The organism is Kitasatospora sp. NPDC054768 (genome assembly GCF_053612025.1).
The window spans coordinates 38,572-61,665 of the sequence record NZ_JBSHBN010000036.1 but is presented as its reverse complement, the minus strand read 5'-3'; the positions used below and the strand labels follow the sequence as shown (position 1 = coordinate 61,665).

General features: G+C 72.3%; 22 protein-coding genes and 1 pseudogene. 11 read left to right on the top strand and 12 right to left on the bottom strand.

The genetic code is table 11. The features are described 5' to 3' along the window. Together ACWGKU_RS14110 and ACWGKU_RS14105 are read left to right on the top strand one after the other, a co-directional pair. Nucleotides 1–126, top strand: a pseudogene (locus ACWGKU_RS14110) (IS5/IS1182 family transposase); the annotation flags it as partial. Beyond that, nucleotides 104–355, top strand: a complete 252-nt coding sequence (locus tag ACWGKU_RS14105; protein WP_331768888.1) for a DUF2306 domain-containing protein — start codon at nt 104–106, stop codon at nt 353–355. The pseudogene ACWGKU_RS14110 and the gene ACWGKU_RS14105, both read left to right, overlap by 23 nt. A 336-nt stretch (nt 356–691) precedes the next feature. Here the strand turns inward: ACWGKU_RS14105 and ACWGKU_RS14100 are convergent, their stop codons facing one another. Beyond that, complete coding sequence (locus ACWGKU_RS14100; RefSeq protein WP_401052883.1) at nt 692–985, bottom strand: hypothetical protein; 294 nt, start codon at nt 983–985, stop codon at nt 692–694. A gap of 309 nt (nt 986–1,294) precedes the next feature. Between ACWGKU_RS14100 and ACWGKU_RS14095 the strand changes: the two genes are divergently transcribed. After that, nucleotides 1,295–1,774 (top strand): hypothetical protein, encoded by a 480-nt coding sequence (locus ACWGKU_RS14095; protein WP_331768820.1) that lies wholly within the window; start codon nt 1,295–1,297, stop codon nt 1,772–1,774. A gap of 397 nt (nt 1,775–2,171) precedes the next feature. Here ACWGKU_RS14095 and ACWGKU_RS14090 read toward each other — a convergent pair whose 3' ends face one another. The 3 genes from ACWGKU_RS14090 to ACWGKU_RS14080 form a co-directional block, all read right to left on the bottom strand. Beyond that, complete coding sequence (locus ACWGKU_RS14090) at nt 2,172–2,333, bottom strand: hypothetical protein (RefSeq protein ID WP_331768819.1); 162 nt, start codon at nt 2,331–2,333, stop codon at nt 2,172–2,174. Nucleotides 2,334–2,884: 551 nt separating this feature from the next. Then, the gene (locus tag ACWGKU_RS14085) at nt 2,885–3,574 is read right to left on the bottom strand and encodes a response regulator transcription factor (protein ID WP_331768818.1); all 690 of its coding nucleotides are present in this window, start codon (nt 3,572–3,574) and stop codon (nt 2,885–2,887) included. Further along, nucleotides 3,571–4,710: a sensor histidine kinase gene (locus ACWGKU_RS14080; protein WP_452178412.1), complete on the bottom strand. Its 1,140-nt coding sequence runs from the start codon at nt 4,708–4,710 to the stop codon at nt 3,571–3,573. The genes ACWGKU_RS14085 and ACWGKU_RS14080 overlap by 4 nt, the downstream gene beginning before the upstream one ends. A gap of 167 nt (nt 4,711–4,877) precedes the next feature. Here ACWGKU_RS14080 and ACWGKU_RS14075 point away from each other — a divergent pair, with 167 nt between their 5' ends. Continuing rightward, nucleotides 4,878–6,068 (top strand): alpha/beta hydrolase family protein, encoded by a 1,191-nt coding sequence (locus ACWGKU_RS14075; RefSeq protein WP_331768817.1) that lies wholly within the window; start codon nt 4,878–4,880, stop codon nt 6,066–6,068. A gap of 212 nt (nt 6,069–6,280) precedes the next feature. Here ACWGKU_RS14075 and ACWGKU_RS14070 read toward each other — a convergent pair whose 3' ends face one another. Both ACWGKU_RS14070 and ACWGKU_RS14065 read right to left on the bottom strand, forming a co-directional pair. Next, nucleotides 6,281–8,626 carry an ABC transporter permease gene (locus ACWGKU_RS14070; RefSeq protein ID WP_452178413.1) on the bottom strand — a complete coding sequence of 782 codons (2,346 nt, stop codon included), beginning with the start codon at nt 8,624–8,626 and terminating at the stop codon, nt 6,281–6,283. A gap of 145 nt (nt 8,627–8,771) precedes the next feature. Then, nucleotides 8,772–9,518, bottom strand: a complete 747-nt coding sequence (locus ACWGKU_RS14065; protein WP_331768815.1) for an ABC transporter ATP-binding protein — start codon at nt 9,516–9,518, stop codon at nt 8,772–8,774. On the opposite strand from ACWGKU_RS14065, the gene ACWGKU_RS14060 reads away from it, so the two are divergent. The 6 genes from ACWGKU_RS14060 (at nt 9,517) to ACWGKU_RS14035 (ending at nt 14,559) form a co-directional block, all read left to right on the top strand. Then, nucleotides 9,517–10,872, top strand: a complete 1,356-nt coding sequence (locus ACWGKU_RS14060; protein WP_452178414.1) for a sensor histidine kinase — start codon at nt 9,517–9,519, stop codon at nt 10,870–10,872. The two genes, ACWGKU_RS14065 and ACWGKU_RS14060, sit on opposite strands and share 2 nt — an antisense overlap. After that, nucleotides 10,869–11,552 carry a response regulator transcription factor gene (locus tag ACWGKU_RS14055; RefSeq protein ID WP_331768813.1) on the top strand — a complete coding sequence of 228 codons (684 nt, stop codon included), beginning with the start codon at nt 10,869–10,871 and terminating at the stop codon, nt 11,550–11,552. Before ACWGKU_RS14060 ends, ACWGKU_RS14055 begins: the two co-directional genes overlap by 4 nt. A 381-nt stretch (nt 11,553–11,933) precedes the next feature. Then, a complete protein-coding gene (locus ACWGKU_RS14050; RefSeq protein ID WP_401049058.1) occupies nt 11,934–12,116 on the top strand; it encodes a hypothetical protein in 183 nt (60 codons plus the stop codon). After that, nucleotides 12,095–12,559, top strand: a complete 465-nt coding sequence (locus tag ACWGKU_RS14045; RefSeq protein WP_331768811.1) for a transposase family protein — start codon at nt 12,095–12,097, stop codon at nt 12,557–12,559. Before ACWGKU_RS14050 ends, ACWGKU_RS14045 begins: the two co-directional genes overlap by 22 nt. A 468-nt stretch (nt 12,560–13,027) precedes the next feature. Then, the gene (locus ACWGKU_RS14040; RefSeq protein ID WP_331768810.1) at nt 13,028–13,246 is read left to right on the top strand and encodes a ferredoxin; all 219 of its coding nucleotides are present in this window, start codon (nt 13,028–13,030) and stop codon (nt 13,244–13,246) included. Nucleotides 13,247–13,338: 92 nt separating this feature from the next. After that, entirely contained in the window at nt 13,339–14,559 is a 1,221-nt protein-coding gene (locus ACWGKU_RS14035) for a cytochrome P450 (RefSeq protein WP_331768809.1), read from the top strand. Between the two features lie 324 nt (nt 14,560–14,883). On the opposite strand, the gene ACWGKU_RS14030 is transcribed toward ACWGKU_RS14035, so the two are convergent. The 6 genes from ACWGKU_RS14030 to ACWGKU_RS14005 all read right to left on the bottom strand — a co-directional run bounded on the left by ACWGKU_RS14030 (nt 14,884) and on the right by ACWGKU_RS14005 (nt 22,002). After that, a complete protein-coding gene (locus ACWGKU_RS14030; protein ID WP_331768807.1) occupies nt 14,884–16,242 on the bottom strand; it encodes an erythromycin esterase family protein in 1,359 nt (452 codons plus the stop codon). A 152-nt stretch (nt 16,243–16,394) separates the two neighbouring features. Further along, nucleotides 16,395–16,529 (bottom strand): hypothetical protein, encoded by a 135-nt coding sequence (locus ACWGKU_RS14025; RefSeq protein ID WP_452178415.1) that lies wholly within the window; start codon nt 16,527–16,529, stop codon nt 16,395–16,397. A 75-nt stretch (nt 16,530–16,604) separates the two neighbouring features. Beyond that, nucleotides 16,605–18,938 carry a protein translocase subunit SecD gene (gene secD, locus ACWGKU_RS14020; RefSeq protein ID WP_452178416.1) on the bottom strand — a complete coding sequence of 778 codons (2,334 nt, stop codon included), beginning with the start codon at nt 18,936–18,938 and terminating at the stop codon, nt 16,605–16,607. A gap of 176 nt (nt 18,939–19,114) precedes the next feature. Further along, nucleotides 19,115–19,525: a hypothetical protein gene (locus ACWGKU_RS14015; protein WP_331768805.1), complete on the bottom strand. Its 411-nt coding sequence runs from the start codon at nt 19,523–19,525 to the stop codon at nt 19,115–19,117. A 608-nt stretch (nt 19,526–20,133) separates the two neighbouring features. Next, nucleotides 20,134–20,550: a hypothetical protein gene (locus ACWGKU_RS14010; RefSeq protein WP_331768804.1), complete on the bottom strand. Its 417-nt coding sequence runs from the start codon at nt 20,548–20,550 to the stop codon at nt 20,134–20,136. Nucleotides 20,551–21,216: 666 nt separating this feature from the next. Further along, nucleotides 21,217–22,002, bottom strand: coding sequence for a maleylpyruvate isomerase family mycothiol-dependent enzyme (locus tag ACWGKU_RS14005; protein ID WP_331768803.1), 786 nt, complete (start codon nt 22,000–22,002; stop codon nt 21,217–21,219). A gap of 897 nt (nt 22,003–22,899) precedes the next feature. Here ACWGKU_RS14005 and ACWGKU_RS14000 point away from each other — a divergent pair. After that, nucleotides 22,900–23,085 carry a hypothetical protein gene (locus ACWGKU_RS14000; protein ID WP_452191439.1) on the top strand — a complete coding sequence of 62 codons (186 nt, stop codon included), beginning with the start codon at nt 22,900–22,902 and terminating at the stop codon, nt 23,083–23,085. The last annotated feature ends 9 nt before the right edge of the window (nt 23,086–23,094 follow it).

Sequence of the window (23,094 nt, the reverse complement as noted above, 5' to 3'; positions counted from 1 at the left end):
AGTTCCGCGCCATCGCGACCAGGTTCGACAAGCTCGCCGACCGCTACCGCGCCGGAGTCGTCCTGGCCTCCCTAATCCTCTGGCTCCGCGAACCAACCAGATGATCATTTGTCAGACACGCCTTAGCCCGGGGCCGGCGAAAGACCCGACCTCCCCTCCCCGGAAAGCAGGATCGGAGCTCCACATCGCCCTTTGCCTGCTGGCGGCCGCGTGGCTGTCCACCGCCGCCCGGGCCTACCGCACGATCCGCCGCGGCGAGGTGCAAGCGCACCGGATCTGGACGATCCGCAACTACGCCCCGACCTTCGCCGCCGTCACCCTGCGCCTCTACCTGCTCACCGGCCTGGGGCTGTGAGGTCGCCGGGCGACCGGTCGGCGAGTACGGCCTGCAGGTTGCGCCATAGGGCTGGCCGCTGTGCACGTGCCGCGCCACCGGACGGCCTGACCGCCCGACACCGAAGCGCAGGGCGGGAAGTCTCTTCTTCGAGGCGGCGCCGGCGGTGTTCGGCCTGTCGGCAGGCGGGGCCGCAGTGCAGGGCGGGGCGGCCGGTAGCCGCCTTCGGCAGGGGGCGGCCGCCCCGGCGCGTGTCCGGAAGGCCGGTGGCGCACTGCCCGCCACCTCGGGAGACCCGTCGGCGGGCAGTGACGATCCGGGCCGGTCCGGGGCTGATGGCGAGATCGGGGCAGGGATTCAGGGGATGTAGAGGCTCTGGGCGCCGGTGGTGATCTCGTCGTCACCGGCGCTGATGCGGCCGAGCTCCTCTCCGTTGCAGTCCGGACCCGAGTAGACGGTCACGGCCGTGTCGGTGTTGTTGTCGACGATGCTGGAGTCCTCCAGGGGGTAGCAGCCGGAGGGGTCCGTGTAGACCTCTTCGTTGTTGAGGTAGAGGTTTCCGGTGGCTGCGGTGGCCGGGCCGGCGGGCAGGACCAGGGCGGCAGCGGTCATCAACGGGACGCCGAGAGCGGCGCGGCAGGTGATTCTCATAACCATGTGCATAGCCATTTCGGGCCGGTGCCGTGGCAGGGACGGGCAGCGGTCGCCCTTGGGGGCGGCCCCGATGGGCCGAATGCCGGGTGCCCCACGGCCGCCGCCGGCGTCGACCACGACCACGGTCCCGGCCCGCGGCCCGCGGCCCGGGCACGCCGACGGCGCTCCCGTCGACGGCCGTGACAACGGTCTGCGCCCAGGTCGCGGCCGCGGAAGCGGCGTGGACGCAGTCGATGCTGCTGCCGGCCGTCCCGGCCGGCCGGACAGGTCCGCAGCTCCCTCACCCTGCCGGCACGCACCTGGCCGATGGCCGCCGCTGTGCTGGGCCGGGGCGGTGAGCCGGTCACCGAGCTCACGTTGTCCCGGGATCCGAGCCGAACCCACGGCACGCCGGGTGTCCTGGAGTGCGATGCCGCCGTGCGTCGGCTCGCCGCGGCCACCGGCTGGACACGGGCGGCCGAGGCCGCCCCGGACGGCGTGCTCGTCGCGCTCGGTCTGCGCGAGGGGTACGACCTCGCCACTGCGACGCACTCTCCCGACGAGGGAACGGATTTCGAGATATCGGCGTCATCCACACCGGCACGCGAGCTTTGGGACGTTTGGTCCTGGCGGCAGCGGATGATGAAAGAGGATGGCGTCCCTCAACGGCCAGGTCTGGCCAACGCAGTCGCGCGGTTGCGCGAGGCTGGGGAAGGGCGGGTGCGTCTTGGGATAGTCAGGTCCCCCGACACCCGCTTCATCGCGTTCCTCTCCGACGACCTTCAGACTTGTGTGGCCTGCGTGTAGGGCCGATGCCCCTGTCTGGTTGAGGCAGAGCGGCGGTCCGGCATGCCGGTGCTCAGCCGTCATTGGCTCTGGAGGGCTGGCAACCCCGCCCTGGAGGAGCGGACGGCGTGCAGGGCCGTCAGGTGTTCGCGGGCGGCCCGGGCGTGCCGGGCGGCCTGGGCGAGTTGTTCGCCAGCCGGCAGAGCGTCTCGTGTCCTGCGGGCCTTCAGGTCCTGTTCGGCCCCGCTCCCGGTCGGCCTTCTCGGCCTCCGGGTTGAGGCTGTGGTTCATGCCTACCGGGTGAGGCCGCGGCATGCGTCCGTGTGTGGCCGACCGGGCCGGTTCACCGGGAGTTTTCTTTGCAGATAGCGGACGGGCCGTCACCGGTGCTGCGGTGGCGGCCCGTCGAGGGTGATGCTCATACGGTCGGGCCGACCAGACCTGTCAGGGCCCGGTGTGCGCGTCGGGTGGTGCGCTCGGCGCGGCTCTTGAGCCGGAGCGCGCGCGTGAGGCGGTGCTTCTCGGCCTCCCGCAGACGCTCGTCGATCGTCGCCCGCGCGACCTCGATGTGGTAGATCATGATGCTCCCCCTGTCCGGGGTGATTCGTCGGCATCATCGCCATGCCGGCCCTTCGGACCACCCTCTGTGCTTCAGAGCCTACACCCAAATACGGGGCAAGGCCTTGTATTTAACGTTCTGTTCAAGAAATTGCCTACTGATCGAAGGCTTTGGCGCCGATCAGCTACCAGGTTCCGCGTGGCGGCGATTCGGTGCCCGGATCCCTGCCCGGGCCGTCGCGAGAGCGGCACCAACCCCAGCCGGCTGGTCGAACGCGTCGTCGCGGCCGGACTGGTCGAGCGCCGCACCGACGCCGAGGACCGCCGCACACGGAACCGCGCGGGGCCGGCCGACCCCGCGCCGGGGAAGGAAATATCATGCGATTCGAGAACACCCTGACCGTCGACGCGCCCGTCAGCGTGCTCTTCGCCCACCTCGCACGGCCCGAGAACCTCCCGCGCTGGAACTACGCGCTCGACACCACGGAGCAGACCTCCCGGGGCCGATCGGGGTCGGCACGACCCACCGCCGGGGCAGTCCCCTTCAGGTCCACCGTCCCAGCCGGTGAGGCGTCAGCCCGTGGACGGGAGGTTCCCGCCCGCGGTGACCATGCCTGTCTCATAGGCGATGACGACCATCTGGGCCCGGTCATGGGCGTGGAGCTTGGCCAGCAGCCGCCGGACATGTGTCTTGACGGTCGCGATGCTCAGCCCCAGATGCTCGGCGATCACGCGGTTGGGCAGTCCCCGGGCCACCAGTCGGAGCACTTCCCGTTCCCGTGGGGTCACGCCCGCCAGCTCCCGGGCGAGTCGCGGGCGCGGCTCGTGGCGTCCGGCGAACTCGCGGATCAGACGGCGGGTGACCGCGGGCGCGAGCAGGGCGTCGCCGGCGGCGACCACCCGCAAGGCTGTCAGCAGGTCGGCGGGGAGGATGTCCTTCAGGATGAATCCGCTGGCTCCGCCGCGGAGTGCCGCGTACACGTACTCGTCCAGGTCGAACGTGGTGAGGACCAGCACCCGGGTGCCGGCGGCGTCCGGGTCCGCGCAGATGCGCCGGGTGGCCTCCAGACCGTCCATGCCCGGCATCCGGATGTCCATCAGCACGACGTCGGGCCGCAGCCGCAGGGCGAGTTCGACGGCCTGCTCGCCGCTGACGGCCTCGCCTGCGACGGTGAGGTCCGGCGCGTTCTCAATGAGCAGGCGGAAGCCCGTCCGCAACAGCGCCTGGTCATCGGCGATGAGAACCCGGACCGGCCGGTTCACCGTGCTGTCTCCGATCCCCAGGGCAGCCGCGCGTGCACCCGGAATCCGCCCGTCGCCAGGGGGCCGGCGGAGAGGGTCCCGCCGCACATGGCCGCCCGCTCCCGCATCCCGACGAGTCCGTGCCCGCCGCCAGGACGCCGGGGCGGGAACCGGGACGGGAGCCGGGACGGCGCGTCGTTGACGACCTCGATCTCGACCGCCTCGGGACCCGTCCGGGAAAGGTTCACCCGGCAGTCCGCCGATCCCGCGTGCCTGACGACATTGGTGAGGGCTTCCTGAACGATCCGGTAGACCGCCAGTTCCACACCCGGGGGGAGCGGTGGATCCGGCTCGACGGACAGCTCGACGCGCGGGCCTGCGCCGTCCGCGAGCGCCGGCAGGTCCGCCAGACCGGGGGCGGTCCCCGACTCGGGTCCGTCACCGGGTGATCGCAGAACGCCGAGCATGCGGCGCATCTCGGTGAGCGCCGTCCGGCCCGCTGTCCCGACCAGTGCGAGGGTCCGCTCGGCCTCCTGCGGGTTGGTGGAGGCCACCGCACGGGCCACCTCGGCCCGTACCGCGATGACAGTCAGATGATGGGCCACCACGTCGTGGAGCTCGCGGGCGATCCGCAGGCGCTCGTCCGTCACGGCCTGCCGGGCGGCGAGTTCCGCGTACGACCGCTGCTCTCTCAGCGCGGTGCCCACCAGCCAGGGCAACGTCATCATCAAAGACGCGAAGACGACGCCCCACGCGACCCCGGAGGCCGGGACCGGTCGCGGTACGAGGGCCATGGCCGCCGCGACGGCGCCCAGCGAGCAGCCGAGCGCCGTCGCGGACCGGCGCCGCGGTTCCCGCGCCGCCACCGTGTACAGAGCGGCCCCGACGGGGACCCAGGACTCCTCCCATCCGGTGAACGCCATGGCGAAGACCGCACCGGCCAGGACCGTGTACAGAACCCGGACGGACCATCTGCGCCGTACCGCGACCGGAAGCCAGACCGCCGCCGCCACGGCTCCCGCGCCCCAGCCACCGCTGCGCGTCTCGCTCGCGCCGAACGCCAGGGCGAGGAGCACGGCCGCGACCGTGTCCACGCCGTGCCACTGTCCGTCCCTCAGACGTCCGGCCACCAGCGGCCGTGACTCCCCGTCGCCCATGCCGGCCACGCTATCCAAGCGGGGGCCCAGGGCCTGTCAGCCCGGAGGACGTCATCTCGCGGGCTGACTCATCCGCGCGGCCGATGCCCGTCATACCCTCCTGGGCTGACACCGGGTTCCTCCCCGGGGGCGAAGCCGCCGGGCCCGTCGGACGCAACAGTGGAGCCATGAATCGGAGAACACTGCTGTCCTCGTCCGCCGCACTGGCCGCCGCCATGATCCCGGGTCCGCTCGCGCCGCTGGCCGTCGCGCGACCGAGGCAGGAGGAACCCGTGCGGTTCCAGCTGCCCGCCCCGAACGGACCGTACCCGCTGGGTACGATCGCGCTGCACCTGGCCGACACCGCGCGGCCCGACCCCTGGGTGCCCTCCCGCCCCTGCCGTGAGCTGATGATCAGCCTCTGGTACCCCGCCCGCGGCCGCGCGGACCGCCCCACCGTTCCCTGGATGCCTCCGGCGGCGGCCGACCGGTACCTGAGCCTCCTCGGTCTGCCTCCCGGCCGGGTACGACTGGGAAGCACCCACGGCCACGAGGGCGCTCCCGTCGGCGGCCCACCGGGCCCCCTGCCCGTCGTGCTCTACTCCCCCGGCGCCGACGCGTCACGGTCGTTCGGCACCGGCATCGTGGAAGACCTCGCCAGTCACGGCTTCCTGGTCGTCACCGTCGACCACACCTACGACGCGGCGGCGGTCGCCTTCCCCGGTGGACGCGTCGAGACGAATCCGCTGGGCGGGATCAACGACTACGCCAAGGCCCTCGCGGTCCGTACCGCCGACATCCGCTTCGTCCTGGACCGGCTCGCCGTCCTCCGCTCGGGTGGCCACCCCGGCGTCTGCCGCACCCCGCTGCCCACAGGCCTGCACGGGGCGCTCGACCTGCGGCGCGTCGGGATGCTCGGCCACTCCCTGGGCGGCGCCACCACCGCCGCGACGATGCTCACCGACGGGCGGATCACGGCGGGCATGAGCCTGGACGGGGGCGCGGCGGGCCCGGTGGTGGACGCCGGCCTCGACCGTCCGTTCCTGGTCGTGGACACCCCCGGCAAGGGCAGCATGGAGAACAACCCCGCCCTGCGCGCGTTCTGGTCGCATCTGCGCGGCTGGCGCCTGCACCTGACCGTACGGGGAGCCGCGCACCAGTCGTTCGGCGACGACGTGCTGATCCTGCCGCTGATCGCCCCTCTCCTGGGCAAGTCACCGGCCGATCTGGAGGAAGAGGTCGGGACGATTCCCGAGCACCGGGCACAGGCCTTCCAACGCGCCTACCCGCGAGCCTTCTTCGACCTCCACCTCCGCGACCGGGGGCGACTGCTCGACGGTCCCTCCCCCGGCTTCCCCGAGGTCGACTACGCCCGGTGAACGCCTTGGCGCCGGGCCCGCCCGTCCGGGCTCCGAGGTACGACGCCGGGGCGTTCACCGGGCGGGGTCCAGCGAGGAGGGCCGTCGGTGTCCTCGGCTTCGCCGGGAGGATCACGACCCGGGGAATCCTGCGGGGCGGCGCCTCCACCGTCCCGACAGGGCAGCGGTGCCCTGGACGGGGCCTGCATCCGTAGGGCTCCACGCCCTCGGTCCTACTCGGTCCGCAGCGCGGTGGCGGTCCGCGACCGGGCCGCCCAGCCGGCCGGCAGCAGTGCGCCGAGCAGGGCGATCACGATCCCGCCGGCCAGCAGGGGGATGAGCAGCCCGGCGGTGTAGACGTGGGACACGCTCGGCGGCAGGTGCCGGCCGATCGCGTTCCCCATCGGGGTCAGCGTCGCCTTCTCCACCGCGACCCCGAGCGGGACCCCGATCAGCCCGGCGATCAGGCCGGTGAGGGACACCGAGGTCAGCACCATCGCGACGGTCTGCTTGGGCGTCATCCCGAGGGCCTTGAGGATCCCCAGGTCATGAACCCGTTCCCGGGTGTCCTGCACCACCGTGCTCAGCACCCCGAGCGCGGCGACCGCGATCATCATCAGCGTGAGCGTGGCCACCAGGGCGCCCATGGTGATCACTATAATGTTCTTGCCCCCGCCCGAGTTCGGCTGGACCGAGGCGTTCAGCGGGGTCAGCGCGGCGGCGGCCGAGGTGGACCAGTCCGATCCGCTGACGTTGTCGGCCAGCTCCACGTTGAACAGGTCGATGTGCGGGGTCAGGCCGGCGGCGGTGAAGGTGGCCGCATCCGTCATGACCGTGTAGTCGCCCTGGTTGGTGTCGAAGTTGATGCCGACGACCTTCAGCGACAGTTGCCTGTTCTGCTGCACCACGGCGACGTCGTCACCGACGTGGATCCCCGCCGCCGAGGCCAGCTTGTCGCCGACCACCGCCTCACCCAGCGCCGAGTACCAGCGGCCGGACAGCAGCTCCAGGTGCGTCCAGGAGAAGTCGCCGGTGACCGTGAACACCCTCGGCGGTTCGCCGCCGGCCGGGGCGCCGACCATGGTCGCGCCGCTGTCGCCCCAGCCGAACGCGGTCTTCGTGCCCGGGATCTCGGCGAGCGCGGCGGCCACCTCGGCGGCGTCCAGGTGCGGGGTGCGCGGGTCGTTGGGGCCGTAGCGACCCCAGGGCACGCCCACGTCGGCTGTGGGCATCACGAACTTCGACGCGACGTTGAAGCCCGAGGTGCTGGTGTCCAGGTACTTGTTGAACCCGGACTCCAGCCCCACCGCGAACGTGACGCTCACGACGCCGAACAGTACCGCCGCACCGACCAGTACGACCCGGGCCGGCCGGGCGAACGGCTGGGCCAGCCCCAACGACACGGCCCGGGGCAGCGGCAGCCGCGAAGCCAGACGCTGCGCCACCCGACCGCCCCCGGCTCTGGGGGCGCGGCCGACCACCAGGGCCCGCACCGTCGGCATCCGGCCGGCCCGCAGTGCCGGGATCAAAGCCGTGACGCCGACGATCAGCAGGGTGCCCAGCGGCACCACGGCGCTGACCCACAACGGGATCGTGGCACTGGCCGCGCCGAGCTGCTTGGTGGCCCCGTCCAGGATCGGCACGGCCAGGAGGTTGCCGAAAACCGTGCCGAGCACCAGGCCGAGTGTCGCCGGGATCACGGCCTGCGCGGTGTAGGCGCGGGCCACCTGCGAAGGGGTGAAGCCCAACGACTTCAGAATCCCGATGCGCCGGATTCCCGAGGCCACGGCCCCGCTGACCACGATCGAGATGATCAGCACCGACATGAACAGCCCGAGGATCCCGAAGGCGATCAGGAACGGCACGTAGGCCTTGGCGTTGCCGGTCGCCTGCTGCTCCGCGGTCAGGTACGACTGTCCGGCCTCGACCGCGCCGGCCGGCGCGGCGGCGGCCACCGCCTGCTTGTCGGTGGCGATGTCCGCGGCGGTCCCGGCCTTGGCGAACCGGTAGAGCATCTGCTCGTCGGACTCGGCACCGGCGGCGGTGAGCCGCGCGAAACCGTCGGCGGTGGCGAAGCCGGTCGCGCTGTCGGTCACCGAGCCGGCGAAGCCGACGACCTTGAACGACGGCTTGCCCGGCAGGGAGGAGAACACCACCGAATCGCCGAAGCAGTCGGCGGCATAGTGCTGCCACGGCAGGGCGATCTCGTCCGGGCTCGTCGGCCAGCGCCCCTGGGTCAGCGCCAGCTGGTCCATCCCGGAGGTGCTGCCCAGGTCGGGCCGGGTGGTGACGGTGATCGGACCGTTGTCGTGACCGGCCCGATCCTTCTTGGAGCAGTCCGTGCCGATCGTCGTGTCCAGGGCGGCGGCGACCGGGTACGGCCCGGCCGCCTCGGTGACGCCGGCGGCGTGCGCGGTGGCGGCGGCCTGCGCGGCCGTGACCTTCGAGCCGTCGAACTGGACCGCCAGGTGCGCCCCGTTCCGCGCACGGAAAGCGTGCTCGAACGGGGCCTGCACGACAGTCAGCAGACCGAGGGAGAGCACTGAGGACGTCACCGCGGCGAACGTCGTCAGGGCCATGACGAGGGACTGGACCCGACGCCGGCCCACGCCCGAGCGTACGACCTTGCCCAAGGCGCTCACCGGCTCACCGCCGGCAGCATGCGGGCCACGGCCCGGAAACCGACCTCGAAGACGCGCCGGGGCATCGGCGGCTTGCGCAGTGTCATCGGACCTCTCCCGCCGGACGAATCAGCGGTGTGCGGGCGGCCAGGCCGGCACCGCTGCCGTCGTTGACGACGTCCCGCTCGACCGCGCCGTCCACCAACTCGATCGTGCGGCGCGCGGTGCTCGCGGCCAGCTGCACGTCGTGGGTGACCAGCAGGATGGTCTGGCCGTCGCTGTTCAGGTCCAGCAGCAGCTCGCGCACGTCCTCGGCCGAGCTCGAGTCCAGAGCGCCGGTCGGCTCGTCGGCCAGCAGCAGCGCCGGCTCGTTCATCAGGGCCCTGGCCACCGCCACCCGCTGCCGTTCCCCGCCGGACAGCCGCTGCGGGTAGGCCTTGGCGTGCCGGTCGATGCCCAGCGAGTCGAGCAGCTCGACGGCCCGCCGCTTCGCTTCGCCCTTGCCCATCCCGGCCAGCTGCGCCGGAACCATGACGTTGTCCAACACGGTCAGGTCGTCCAGCAGGTTGAAGAACTGGAAGATCATGCCGATGGAGGCCCGGCGGTACTTCGCCGAACCGGCCTCGCCGAGCTGGTCGACGCGGGTGCCGTCGACGGTCACGGTGCCACTGGAAGGCTTGTCCAGACCCGCGATCAGGTTCAGCAGCGTGGACTTGCCACTGCCGGAATGGCCGAGGATCGCCACGCACTCACCAGCCGCCACGGACAAGGTGACGCCGGCCAGTGCGGGCGGGCCGTCGTCGTACTTCTTTGTCGTGTCGCGAAGATCGATCATCGGTGCATTCGTCATGACCATGAACCTAGGAACGGACCACGATCCACCGCGTCGGCCGGCGGATGTCACCTCTTCCCAGGCCATCGGCCCGGGGGCGTATCCGGCGTACATCCCCGGGGCGACGCGCAGAGCCGACGCCACTGAATACGATCTTCGTATGGAACAGCTTCTCCAGCGTCTCTCGACATCGAAACGCGTGACCTGGCTGATGTCACAGGCCGTGGTGCTGGCCACCACCTGCTTGTACGCGCTGATTCTCGCCTTGACGATGCTGCCCACTGATTGGGCGCACTACGAGGGCCTGTTCCGGTTCCCCGACCTCGCGCCCTTCCAGATACTCGGTCTCTGCGTCGTGCTCGCCCTGCCGGTTCTGCTGGTGCGCCGTCTGCCGGCGGCGGTCTTCGCCGCGGTCCTGGGCGAAGCCGTCCTCGGCGACGCCTTCGGCGCACGGCCCTCGATCGTGTTCGTCCTGCTCGTCGGCTTGGGCGGGTACCTCGCCGTCCGGCGGCCCAAGGCTGCCGCCGTCGGCGCCGTCGCGGCCGTCGCGGCCGCGTTCTTCAACGACCTCCACGTCCGCGAGCAGACCGTCGGCGACGCGTCCCAGTGGGCCGGACAGTTCGCGTTGTGGTTCACGGTCGCGTGGGTCTTCGGGGGGGTGTACCGCAAACGCCGTGAATACCTCGAAGCCCTGCAGGAGCAGACCGCGGCCCGCGTCGTCATGGCCGAGCGGCTGCGGATCGCCCGCGAGCTGCACGACAGCGTCGCGCACAGCATCGGGATCATCACGGTGCTGTCGGGAGCGGCGGCGCGGGTCGTGGCGACCAAGCCCGAGCAGACGCGGCAGGCGCTGACCGGCATCGAGACCACCAGCCGGGAGACGCTGCTGGAGCTGCAGCGCATGCTCGGGGCGCTCCGCCGCGCCGAGCCCGACGACGCCATGCCGCAGGCCGCTCCGCTGGCGCCGGCCGGCAGCCTGGCCGACGTCCCGCAGCTCGCCGAACGCACGGCCGGCGCCGGGGTGCGGGTTCATGTGACCTGGCGGGGCGAGCGGCGTCCACTGCCGCCGGAGATCGAACTGTCGGCATTCCGGATCATCCAGGAGTCGGTGACGAACGTGGTGCGGCATTCCGGGGCGCGGACCTGCCGGGTCGCGGTCGGTTACGAGCCGACAGGAGTGAGGATCGAAGTGGTGGACGACGGGGACGACGGTCTCGGCGGGCCGGGCCGTCCGAGGTTCGCGGCGGGGGCCGGCGGCAGCGGCTTCGGCCTGCTCGGCATGCGCGAGCGGGTGACGTTGCTGTCCGGCCAGTTCAGCGCCGGCCAGCGTCCGGAGGGCGGATTCCGGGTGACGGCGAGGCTCCCGGCATGAGCGTGCGGGTGCTGCTGGTCGACGACCAGCCGCTGATGCTGGTCGGGCTCGGGATCCTGATCGGCGACACCGACGACCTGGAGGTGGTCGGCCAGGCCGGCGACGGCCGCGAAGCGGTGCGCCTGGTGCGTGAACTGCGGCCGGACGTCGTGGTGATGGACATCCGGATGCCGGGCATGGACGGGATCGAGGCGACCCGGCAGGCGAGCGCCGAGCCGGACCCACCCAAGGTGCTGGTGCTGACGACCTTCGACCACGACGAGTACGTCTACGGCGCACTGCGCGCCGGGGCCAGCGGATTCCTGCTCAAGAGCATGGCCCTGGACGCGATCCTGGAAGCGATCCGCGTGGTGGCCGCGGGCGACGCGCTGATCGCGCCGAGCGTGACCCGACGGCTGATCGCGGACTTCGCCGGAACGTCCGGCCCCGCGGCCCCCGAACCGGACGCCGCGCCCGCCGCGGACTCGAGTCCCCTCGCGGGGATCACCGACCGGGAGCGCGAGGTGCTGGCACTGGTCGGGCAGGGACTGTCGAACACCGAGATAGCCGAGCGGCTGGTGATCAGCGCGGCGACCGCGAAGACCCATGTCGCGCGTCTGTTCGCCAAGCTCGAGGCTCGGGACCGCGTCCAGCTGGCGATCATCGCCTTCGAAACCGGACTCGTGCCGCGTAGACGGTAGGGGCAGACGGTAGGGGCAGGATCAGAAGAACGATCGCGACCACGAGTCCACCGCGTTCCAGATGCGCCGGCACACCCCGGTCGCAGCAGGATTGGGCTTCGGGGAGTATCCGTCGCGGGCCGCGAAACGAACCCTGACCTGCACGGCAGGCGAGGATGCCGAACAGTCGGCGATGTCGCGCGGAACGGCGGTGGGCGTCCGGGCCACCGTTGCGGTCTTATGTCAGTGCGCGCTGCCGCTGTCCTCGAACACCGTCAACTACGTCGCCGACCTGATGCGCGCCCACCTGAAGGCGATCGGCTCCCGGTGGCGGTCCCGCTCGGCCGGACAGATCGCGGTGCTGGTGCTCGCAGTGCTGGTGCTCGCGGTGCTGGTGCTCGCGTGCTGCGCCACGACCAGCGCGCCGCCGACCTGGCCGGCGGCAACGCCGTGGCGGCCACCACGATCCGCCGCTGGTGCGACGAGGTGATCGCCCTGCTCGCGGCCAAGGCCCCGCGCCTGGACCGCGCCCTGAAGAAGATCACCCGGGCCGGGGCGAGGTCGTGCTGCTGGACGGCACCCTGATCCGCACCCGCCGCCGCGCCGGGAAGGCCAACCGCAAGAACTACAGCGGGAAACACACGTCCCACGGCCTGCTGTTCCTGGCCCTCACCGACGAGCGCGGCAACCTTATCCGGATCTCCTCGGCCCGCCGCGGCACGGCCGGCGAGATCAAGACCGCCCGGCACGACAAGATCTGCCGGCACCTGCGCACCGCAGGCCTGGGCTCCCCGGCCGATCTCGGCTTCGTCGGCCTCGATGCCGACCGCGACGACCCGGTGGTCATCACCGGGGCCAAGCGGACCCGCAAGAAGAAGCTCACCGCCGGCCGGAAGACCGCCAACCAGATCATCGCCGCCGCCCGCGCCCCCGTCGAGCACGGCTTCGCCGCGCTCAAGAACTGGCGCATCCTCACCCGGCTGCGGCTCAACCCGACCCGGGCCACGAGCCTGCCTTCAAGGGGCTGACCGAACGGACGCTCGCCTGGCAGACCGCCGAGTTGCTCGCCCGGGAGACCGGGCGGGACGCCCGGACGGTGCTGGTCCGGCCGGAACTGGTCGTCGAGGTCGCCTTCGAGGCCTCCGGCGCAGCCCCCGCTACCCCGCCGGGCCGGCCCTGCGGTTCGCCCGGGTGGTGCGCTACCGGCCGGACAAGAGCGCCGCCGAGGCCGACACGGTGGCCTCCGTACGGGAGTTGGCCACCGCCGAAGGCTTGTGAGGCCGTCCGCGCGGCCGGGTCCGCCGACCCGTCCGGCGAAGTACCGCGGGTTGAAACGCATTGTGCCGCCAGAGGGGTTCACACACAGGGGCCGAATCGGCCGTTCTCGGTCCGGCCACCGTACCCGTCCGTAAACGGACCAGCGACGGCTAGTTTGACCGTGACAACGAGAGGCGGCCGCCGGGCAGCCGGCGCCGCCCTGACGAAAGGTGCCCGACATGCAGGTGAGCGTCGACCGGGACCGCTGCTGCAGCTCCGGCATGTGCGTGACGAACGCCCCCGCGGTCTTCGACCAGGACGACCGGGACAGCCTGGTGAGACTCCGTCAGATCGTGCTGCTGCCCGAGCAGTTCGACGACGTCAGGCTCGCCGCCGACCTCTGCCCGGGCCGGGCGATCACCGTCACCGAGGACCAGCCCGCGCAGACCGGGGCCTGACCGGCCCCACCGCCGGCCCCACAGGCCGCCGGGGACTCCCTGCACCCCCGACAGCCCCACGAGGACCCCCGCGACATGAGGAGACCCCCGCCGTGACCGCCACACCCACCGCCCCCGCCGTCCCGCTGCTGCCGGCCCCGCACTCCGGCGGCTGCCCGTTCGGCCCGCCGCCCGCGTACTCCGAGGCCGCCGCCACCGGGCCGGTGACCAGGGCCGAGCTGCCCGACGGCGACCTCTGCTGGCTGGTCACCGGCTTCGCCGAGGTCCGCACCGTGCTGTCCGACCGCCGGTTCAGTGCCGACATACGCCACCCGGCCTTCCCGCTGCTGGTCGCCGGCGCTCGCGAGCTGATCACCGACAATCCGGACTTCCTGCGGCTCGACGACCCCGAGCACGCCCGCCAGCGCCGCATCATCACCGGGGAATTCCTGGTCAAGCGGGTGGAGGCGCTGCGCCCGGAGATCCAGCGGATCGTGGACGAGGCACTGGACCGGATGACCGCGGGCCGGACCACGGCCGACCTGGTCACCGACTTCGCGCTGCCGGTGCCCTCGCTGGTGATCTGCCTGCTGCTCGGCGTGCCGTACGAGGACCACGACCGCTTCCAGAGCCTGAGCCGCACGATGCTCAGCCGGGAGAGCACCGTGGAGCAGCTCCGGGAGGCCCAGGAGGAGGTCCGCGACTACCTTCGCGACCTGACGGCCCGCAAGCGCGCACAACCGGAGGACGACGCCCTCAGCCGACTCGCGGCGCGGGACGACCTGACCCCGGACGACGTGGCCGGCATGGGCGTACTGCTGCTGATCGCCGGGCACGAGACGACCGCGAACATGATCTCGCTGTCGACCGCGCTGCTGCTGGAGCACCCCGAGCAGATCCCCGGCCTGGCCGACCCGGCCACCCTGCCGGGCGCGGTGGAGGAGCTGTTGCGGCTGCTGACCATCGTGCACACCGGCCTGCCCCGGGTGGCGCTGGAGGACGTGGAGCTGGGCGGCGTCACCGTCCGGGCCGGGGAGGGCGTGATGGCGATGCTCTCCACCGCCAACCGGGACGAGGCGGTGTTCGGCGGCGCCGGCCATCGGGCGACGGACGAGCTGGACCTGGACCGGGACGCCCGGCGGCACCTGGCGTTCGGCTTCGGCGTACACCAGTGCCTGGGCCAGCCGCTGGCCCGCGCCGAACTCCAGATCGCCCTGGAGACGCTGTTCCGCCGACTGCCGGGGCTGCGGCTGCGGCTGCGGCTGACCGGCGAGCGCGAGTTCCGTACCGAGTCGTTCATCTACGGGATGCGGTCACTGCCCGTGACCTGGTGAGCGGGGCCCACTGGAGAACTCTCACTGGAGTACTAGGCGGAGCTGTCCGGGCGATCATGTGCGGAGCCGGATGACGAGAGCGGCTGCGGTGACGGTGCCGAGGTAGACGTATCCGCGCTTGTCGTATCGGGTTGCGACCGCTCGGGCGTGGTCGGGTGGCCGGGCCACGTTGCCGTGGCCCGGCCCCCTCAGAACCGGGCATGGATACGCCCGCGGCGGACCAGGGCCGTCCGAGTGTTCGGCGGGATCGAAACGGCTGCCTCTGCTACGGCTTCGCGTGGACAAGGCACAGCGTGGCGAGGACGTGGTCGCACGGCAGCGTCGTCACGGCTTCAGTTTGTTGGCCTCCCGGACTTCGTGGAGGTGGATGAGGACGTCGAAGGACTGGGCGATCGCGGTGTCGCGGGGCTTCTCGGGGAACTGCGTGCCGATGTTGAGCGTGGGCCGGGCGACGTTCAACCAGGCGCGCGCGGCGGCCGGGGCCTTGCGGACGTCGAGGTAGAAGTCCTGGTAACCGACCTGGTCGAGGGTGTGCTCGTTCCTGCCGGGCTCGGCGGCGCCCACGGTGAACTTCTTCCAGTCGCCGCCGAGGGCGGCGTCCTTCGACAGGAAGGAGCCCTGGTTGAAGGTGAAGCCGATGGGCAGGTAGTCCTTGCCCATGGTGTCGCGCAGGAACGACCCCTGCGTCTTGGAGTACAGCTCGGGGTTGTCGGAGACGTAGCCGACGTGGTTGTTCTGCGCCGACACCAGGATCTTGTCGCCGGTGTGCTGCCGCCACCAGGCCACGTTCTGGGCCATCACCTCGTCTCGGAACAGCTCGAAATCGGGCAGCGACTTGGGGTCGTTCGGGTCGATGGTGAGGAACTTGGCGGTCTGGGCGATTGAACGGGCGTTCTGCTCGGCCCAGTCGAACGCGTCTCCGCCGGAGCCCTTCCGGCTGCTGACCAGTTCCAGGGCCTGCTGCGCCTTGGCTGCGAGCTGCTGCCGTTCGGCGAGCGGCTTGCCCAGGTAGGCGAAGACGTTGTCGATGGGCCGCAGGCCGGTGTAGAGCTCGTTGAGCCGCGGCAGTGCCTCGGGGTGGTTCTTCTGTACGTAACCGGTCACCCGTTCGAAGAACGCGTCATTCAACGAGGGGGCGCCGATGTCGTCGCCCATGAAGTGCACGGGGCGGTCGGGGTGGTGGCGGTTGTAGTCGCGCATCCACTCGATGAGGCTCACGAACTCCTCGCGGTCCCAGGGCGAGTCGGCGAAGGTCTGCTTGGCGACGCTGCGGGCGTCACCGCCCTTGCCGGTCTGGAGATAGTCGTCGATCTGGAGTCCCGCGGACCAGCTCAGCTCCAGGGCGAAGGTGGTGAAGCCCTTCTCTTCGACAAGGTGGCGGAAGACCCGCTCCTTCATGGTGAAGAACTCGTGGGAGCCGTGGGTGGCCTCGCCGAGGCCGACCACCTTGGCGTTGCCGATCATTGCGGACAGGGCTCGCAGGTCGGCCGTACTTCCGCCGGGCTCGGTCGCACGCAGCGGGTGGGCTGCCCGCTCCAGTGCACGTACCGGATCCTGCTTCCCGTCGGCCGTGGCGGCGGTGGCCGACTGGACCGCCACCGGAACGAGGACCGCCCCCGCCACGGTCACCGCCGTCACCAGCAGCCCCCGCCGACTGATGCGCTTCGGATACCTAATAGCCATGCTTTCTTGCCCCTCAACTTGCGTATGACGACGTGAGAAGATCCTTTCGTGTGATCCGTTGCCCCGCGCTCAGGGCAGCCACCGAACTCTTCCGGGGGCTAACCCCCCCTCATCCGAAGGCACACGAGTCCCGCCACTCCGCGTGCTGGCGGTCACCTCCCGGGCCCCGTCCGGGCAGGGGGCTCGTGCCCGGTGGTATGGACGACCATGTCGACGTCGGGGTTGACCGTCCAGCCGGCCGGCGCCCACCAGTCGCCGAACAGCTTCGGGTCGAGAGCGACGCGCACGTCGCCAGGGGGCAGGCGCCGGCACTCGGCCGGCCGGTCGCGGGACGCACGGCCTCCCCACCGAACCGGCGCCGCTCAGACCACCGCCCCGTTGTGGTCCCGTGCCCGCGCCGCGCCCGCCGTGTGAGGCGCCCGTGCCGCCCCGACCTCCCGCGGCCGGTCCGGGAACCGCTCCTGGAGCAGTACGACCACCGGCATCGCGGTGAACACCGTCGACGCCGTGCCCGTCAGGACCCCGGCCAGCAGCGCCACCGAGAAGTCGGCGAGCGAGTCCCCGCCGAGGGCCGCCAGGGCCACCAGGACGAACAGCGCCCCCATGCCGGTGTTCACCGTCCGGGGGAGGGTCTGCGCCACGGCGCGGTCCGCGAGAGCCGCCCAGCTCGCCTTCGTCCCGGTCCGGCGCAGCTCGCGCAGCCGGTCCAGGACCACCACCGTGTCGTTGACCGAGTACCCGACGATGGTGAGCAGCGCGGCGAGGAAGACGCTGTCCACCGGCTTGCCCAGCCAGGCGAAGAGGCCGAGGACGAGCAGCAGGTCCTGCGCCATCGCGATCACCGCGGCGGTCGCGAAGGTCCACCGGAAGCGGATCGTGAGGTAGAGCAGCTGGGCGGCGACCGCGAGCCCGAGCGCGGCCAGCGCGTAGCCGCGCAGCTCGCTGCCGAGGCTCGGCCCGATCAGTTCGTCCCGCTCCACGGACAGTTCGCCGGTGACGCCGGTGAGCGCCTCCCGGATGCGCTGCTGCTGGTCGTCGCCGGTCTCCTTGGTGCGGACGGACACGCCGGTGTCGCCGGTGGTCTGCACCACGGCCTGCGGGAACCCTGCGCCGACCACCGCCGCGCGGGCGGCGTCCGCGTCGACCCGCTGCGCGGCGGTGTATTGCGCCACCCGGCCGCCGGTGAACTCGACGCCGAAGTCCAGGCCGCGCCCGCCGATCCCGGCCAGGGCGAGCAGCAGCAGGCCGGCGCAGGCGCCCAGCCAGCGCCGCCGGTGGCGCATCAGCCGGGGCGGCCGCCGGGTCAGCCGGGTCCGGAGCCGGCCGACGGTGGCCATGCCGGTCAGGGTGGGCCGCCGGGCGACGGCGGGCCGGCGCACCGCCCACTCGGCGAGCAGCCGGGTGATCAGCATGGCCGAGAACATCGAGGCCAGCACGCCGATCGAGAGCGTCACCCCGAAGCCCTTGACCGGGCCGGTGGCGAACACGAAGAGCAGACCGGCGGCGAGCAGCGTCGTCACGTTGGAGTCGGCCACCGCGCTCCATGCCTTCGCGAACCCGACGCGGAGCGGGCGCCGCAGGTCGCGCTCCTTGCCGGGGCCGGTCGCCCGGGGAGCGGTGTACTCCTCCCTGGCCCGTTCGAAGACCAGCACGTTGGCGTCCACCGCCATGCCGATGGCGAGGACGAAGCCGGCCAGCCCGGGCAGGGTGAGCGTCGTGCCGAGCGCGACCACGGCGGCGTACGAGATCAGTCCGTAGAGGGCGAGGGCGACGGTGGCCAGCACACCGAGCAGGCGGTACACCGCGATGATGAAGGCCCCGGTGCAGAGCAGGCCGATGGCCGCGGCCAGGGCGCTGGCCCGGATCGCCTCGGCGCCGAGGGTGGGGCCGACGGTGCTCTGCTCGATCACCGTCACCGGGACGGGCAGGGCGCCGCCCTTGACCAGGGCGGCGAGGTCGCGGGCCTCGTCGGCCGAGAAGCCGCCGGTGATCTGCGTCGAACCGCCGGTGATCCCCTGCCCGCAGAGCACGCTGTCCTGGACACCGGGGGCGGACAGGACGCGGTCGTCGAGCACGATGGCGACCCGGCGGGCGGGGTCGGCCGGCGCGGCGCACGCCGCCTCCCCGGTGAGCCGGGCCCAGGCGTCGCCGGCCGAACCGCGGAAGGAGAGGTCGACGCTCCAGCCGAGGCCCGTCCGGGTGTCGAGGACGGCCGAGGCGTCCTTGACGCCGTCGCCGGTCAACACTGGCGGGCCCAGCCGCAGGTGGCCGCCGGGGAGGCCGGGGTCGGCGAGGACCCGGGACCCGTCCGCCGCAGGGGGCCCGGCCGGGCCGTCGGCGGTCGCCACGACGGGGTGGAAGGCAAGCTGGGCGGTGCGGCCGATGACCCCGGCGGCCTCGCGGGGGTCCTGGACGCCGGGGAGTTCGACGACGATGCGCCGCTCCCCGGCGCGGGCGAGCGAGGGTTCGACGACGCCGAGGCCGTCGACCCGGCGGCGCAGCACCTCCAGCGCCCGGTCGGTGGCGTCCGCGTCGGCGCGGACGGTGGGCGAGTCCTGGGTCTCCAGGACGATCCGGGTGCCGCCGCGCAGGTCGAGGCCGAGGCGGGGCGGCATGGTCAGGGCGACGTAGAGCGAGACACCGACGACGGCGAGCGCGACGAGCGCGCGCCAGAACACGGTACGGCGAGTAGGCATGGGTACTCCACGGGCGGTCCGCGGGAGCCGGGCGTCCTCGGGGGACGCCGCACCCGGGACGGGCGGACGCGAGGGGACGGCGCGCCGCCGGGAACGCTCCGGGCACGGTGGCCGGAGTCCTCCCGTCCGGGCCGCGGGCAGGCCGCGGCACCCGGGTCGGCGGGCGCGATGGGACGTCAGCTGGACCGGGTGGAGGGGGGACCGCGGGTGTGGCGGGGGTCGTAGCGGTCGGACGGCGGCGCCCGCTCCTGACGCGGCCCCGCGGCGTACACCCCGGGCCGGAACCGGGGGGCGTCCGTCCAGTCGACCGGGAGCACGGCCGGCGGGAGCGCGGGCAACCGGACGCCGGGCTCGGCGGCGGCCGACTGCCGCTGGGCGACGTCGGAGCCGGGGCGGTCCGCGGAGCGCCGGACCTCCGCGCCCGCCGGGCCGAGCCGTACAGCGGCCGGGGCGGCCGGGGCGGCGACGGCGGGCGGCGCGCCGGGAGCCGGCTGCGCCGCGCCCGTCGCCGTGCCGAGGAGGACCTGGCAGACGGCCCAGGCCGCGAGGAACGCCCAGGACAGCGCGGCCGCCGCGGTCCGACGCACGCGTCGCTCCACTCCGGCCCCCTCCCCGCTCGTGCCGTCACCCGGTCCCGTCCGCAAGAAGCTCTCACTGTAGGCGACGGTGCAGCCGCGCGGGGAGGTTCGGGCGGCGGATCGGCCGGGGCCGGGGTCACGGTCCGGCGGGGGCCTGCACGGTGCTCTCCATCAGTGGGTCTCCTCTGCTGTGCCGCCCGCGCGCCGAACCGGGACAGGCGGTCACTTTCCGGAATCGGTGACGAACTGTCAGTGCTCCGGGCCGCCCCCCGAGCGGGCTGGGCTGATGGGAGGCACACCTCGCGAGAGGTCACGGCTTGGGGGTCACCCCCGCGGGCGCGGGGCCGACTCACCACCGCCGTTGAGCACGTACGCAATCTGGGAGCTATCCCCGCGGGCGCGGGGCCGACATCCGTTAGGCACCGGCCAGGAGCTGGGCGGCGGAGCTATCCCCGCGGGCGCGGGGCCGACACTTCCTGACCTGCTGTGATTGGGCGCAGAGTGCGCCAATCCATTCAGTTCGAATCCGGGGCCCCACGTGTGCGGGGCCGACGCCCCAGAGGCCATCATCCCCGCTGCGCCCTTACGAGCCGGGCCTGAGCCTTCGCGGGCTGTTGTCAGGCATGGGTGTGGGGGACGGGTTCGCCGGTGAGGGTGTCGGTCAGGGCCCGGGGGCGGAGTGGCTGACGCAGGACGACCTTCAGCTCGGCGATGCCGCCGTCCTCGCACCCGACGTCCGGACCCGAAGCGTCACGGCGCCTGAGCAGTAGTGCGACCTGCTTGTCCGTCTCCCGTGCCACCAGGTCGGGCTTGTAGTCGCAGCCGCTCCAGGAGACCTCCATCGTGATCGTACGGTCATCCGCCGCCACGACCGTGTTCTTCGTGGACGGGTCGGCGAGCGCGATGCGGCGCAGAACCGATGCGTCCCGCCGCTTGTACGGCAACGGATAGTCGGATTCACCCTCCCCCGCGGAGCACCCCGACACCACGACCGCGATCAACGCCACCACCACCGCCCAACGCCTGCCGCGCACCCTCACGTCCACAACCCCGCCCTCCCCCTGTCGCGAACCAGGGTAGGCCAGCCCCAACGGCGGCACCGCACACGGTGTCAGCACGCAGCACGCCCACGGCGACACCACCGCCCACCGTGTCCGGGCCCGCCCGCGCGGCCAAGTCAACCCCCGCCAGGCAGCCGGACGGGCGGGTACAAGACGTCAAACCACCGGCTCGGCGCGGTGCAGTGGGCATCACGCAGCCCCGGGCGGTGCTGCCGCGAGTGGTCATGCATCGTCCCCACCGTGATGCGCCCCTGGCTGACCGTCGCCACGGCCCCCAAGCGCCCAGGACGTCGGCATGGATATCGACGTAGGTGGCTTTGTACGCGAGAACGGGAGTCGTTTGTCGATGAGCTCGGGAGGCGCCCTGCTGGCGGGCAGGTCGATGTTCACGAGTTTGGGAGGCACCCGCCGCTGAGCTGATGGGTACATGTACCGGTGTGCCCAGACTCCAGTGGCCGCGCATCGTTGCCGCCGCGCTCGTCACCAGCTACGACCAGACCGGCGGGTGTTAAATCCTCGAAGGACGCGAAACCCCCTGCTCTCAACCATGTCAGGACGGTAACGCCACGCCGACGCTCCGCCCAGGGCACGGTCGGATGAGCCGACGACGCGACCGGGCGCCGCGTCGTCGACACCGCCTTACGCGTTCGGGTCCCAGGCGAAGAGCCGCTCGAAGATGGCCCGGTCGCCGTCGATCTTCACCGAGTCCAGCGGGGTGCGTCCGTAGAACCACAGGACCAGCTCACCGGCCGTGCCCCGGGCGGAGGCGTCGGCCTGGGCCTCGCCCTCGCCGGCAGCCGGGAGGCGGACGGCGCGGGCGCCATCCGCCTCGACCGTGAAGCGCCAGGAGCGGCCCTCGGTGGCGTGGTAGTCGACGACGGCCGGCTCGTGCGGCCAGACGCCCGACCACGCGCAGCAGGTGAACAGGAAGTCCTCGACGCCGTCCAGCGCCACCTCCGCCGGCAGCGGCTGCGCGGCGCCCACGGTGAGCTGGGCGTCATAGGTGTGCATCGCGATCTCCTGAAGCTGGTGCCGGGCGACGGCACCGCTGGTCCGCGGCGATTGCGAGGCGCCCCACCACGTCCAGCACTCGGCGTCCGGGCCGACCTCCCGCAGGGTGTCCAGCAGCTCCTGCGTCGACGCGGCCAGCCAGGCCACCAACGCCTCGCGCTCCCGGGGCGCCTGCGCCTCGGAGCGCGCCGCCACGGCCTCGGCCGGCGGGGCGTCGGCCGGACCGGCCTCGACGACGGCGGCCCAGAAGGGGCGGCCCGAGCCCAGGTGCCGCGCCAGGTCGAACAGCGTCCACTCGGGACAGGTCGGCACCTGCACGTCCAGGCTGGGCGCGGCGGCGATCGCGGCCCGGAAGGCCGTCGCCCGCTCGTCGATCAGTCGCAGCAGGTCAGGGAGTTCAAGATTCTTCTGCACTACGGCTGTCTATCACCGCACTCCGGCGGCCGAAAGCGAATTTCCCGGCCGCCGCCGTCCGAACCATCCGCCCGAACCGCCGGGCAAGGCGGGCGACCCGCGTTGGCCGGGGTTCGCCCGTCGGTACAAACTCGCCGCCGAACAGCCGGTGCAGTGGGAGGTTGAGGCTCTCGGCCCGGCCGAGCCTCAGCGCCTGGTCCTCGCCGCCGTCGCGCCGTACATCGACCGCCGCGTTCTCACCGACCGGATCACAGAGGAGGAACGGTAGCGAGATCAGCTCAGGGCCTTCACCGAGGGATGGACCCTGAATCGCTCGCCGGACCGTGAGTGACTCCCAAACTCATCGACATTGATCATGGAACAGGCCCACGCGGTGACCCCCGAAGCCGACGACAAACGACTCCCGTCCTCGCGTACAAAGCCAGACGTAGGCGTAGACATCCATCGAAACGGTGCCGGCGTAGACCGGGGCGCCGATGTCACCGTTACGCGCCATCAGGTACACCTTGACGCCGGAGCCGGTCGAGCAGAACGGCTCGGCCCACTGAAGGCGGGCGACGACGGTACCGCAGTTGTCGTACTGCCGGCCGGGGCGGTGCCGCCCTTCGAGCCCGGCGGCCGGCCCTCGACCTCCGCGAGGGCCTCCTCAACGGTATGGCCTGCCGGGCGACCGCGACGCCTTCGAGGAGGCTGGCCGCAGCAGCTCAAGATCCTGCTGGCCCGATCACCCGAGCTCGCGGCCGCGGCCGTCCACGGCCGCACCTTCGCGGCCATCATGACCAACCGCGAGGAGACCAGCTGACCCGCTGGATCGCCGACGTCTGCGCGGACGAGCAGTGCGGCCCGGCCGGCTTCGACGCCGGACTGCTCACCGACCTCGACGCCGTCGTCTACGGCATGAGCACCGACTGGTCCTCCGGGCCGGTCGAGGGCCGCGTCAACGACCTGAAGGCGCTCAAGCGCAGCGTGTTCGGCCGAGCGAAGCCACCGCTGCTGCGCAAGCGGCTCCTCCTGACCGCAGCCAGCCGCCGCGATCACCACTACCTCTCCGTTTACGGAACAGCAGGGCACGACGTTCGGTGACCCCGTCCG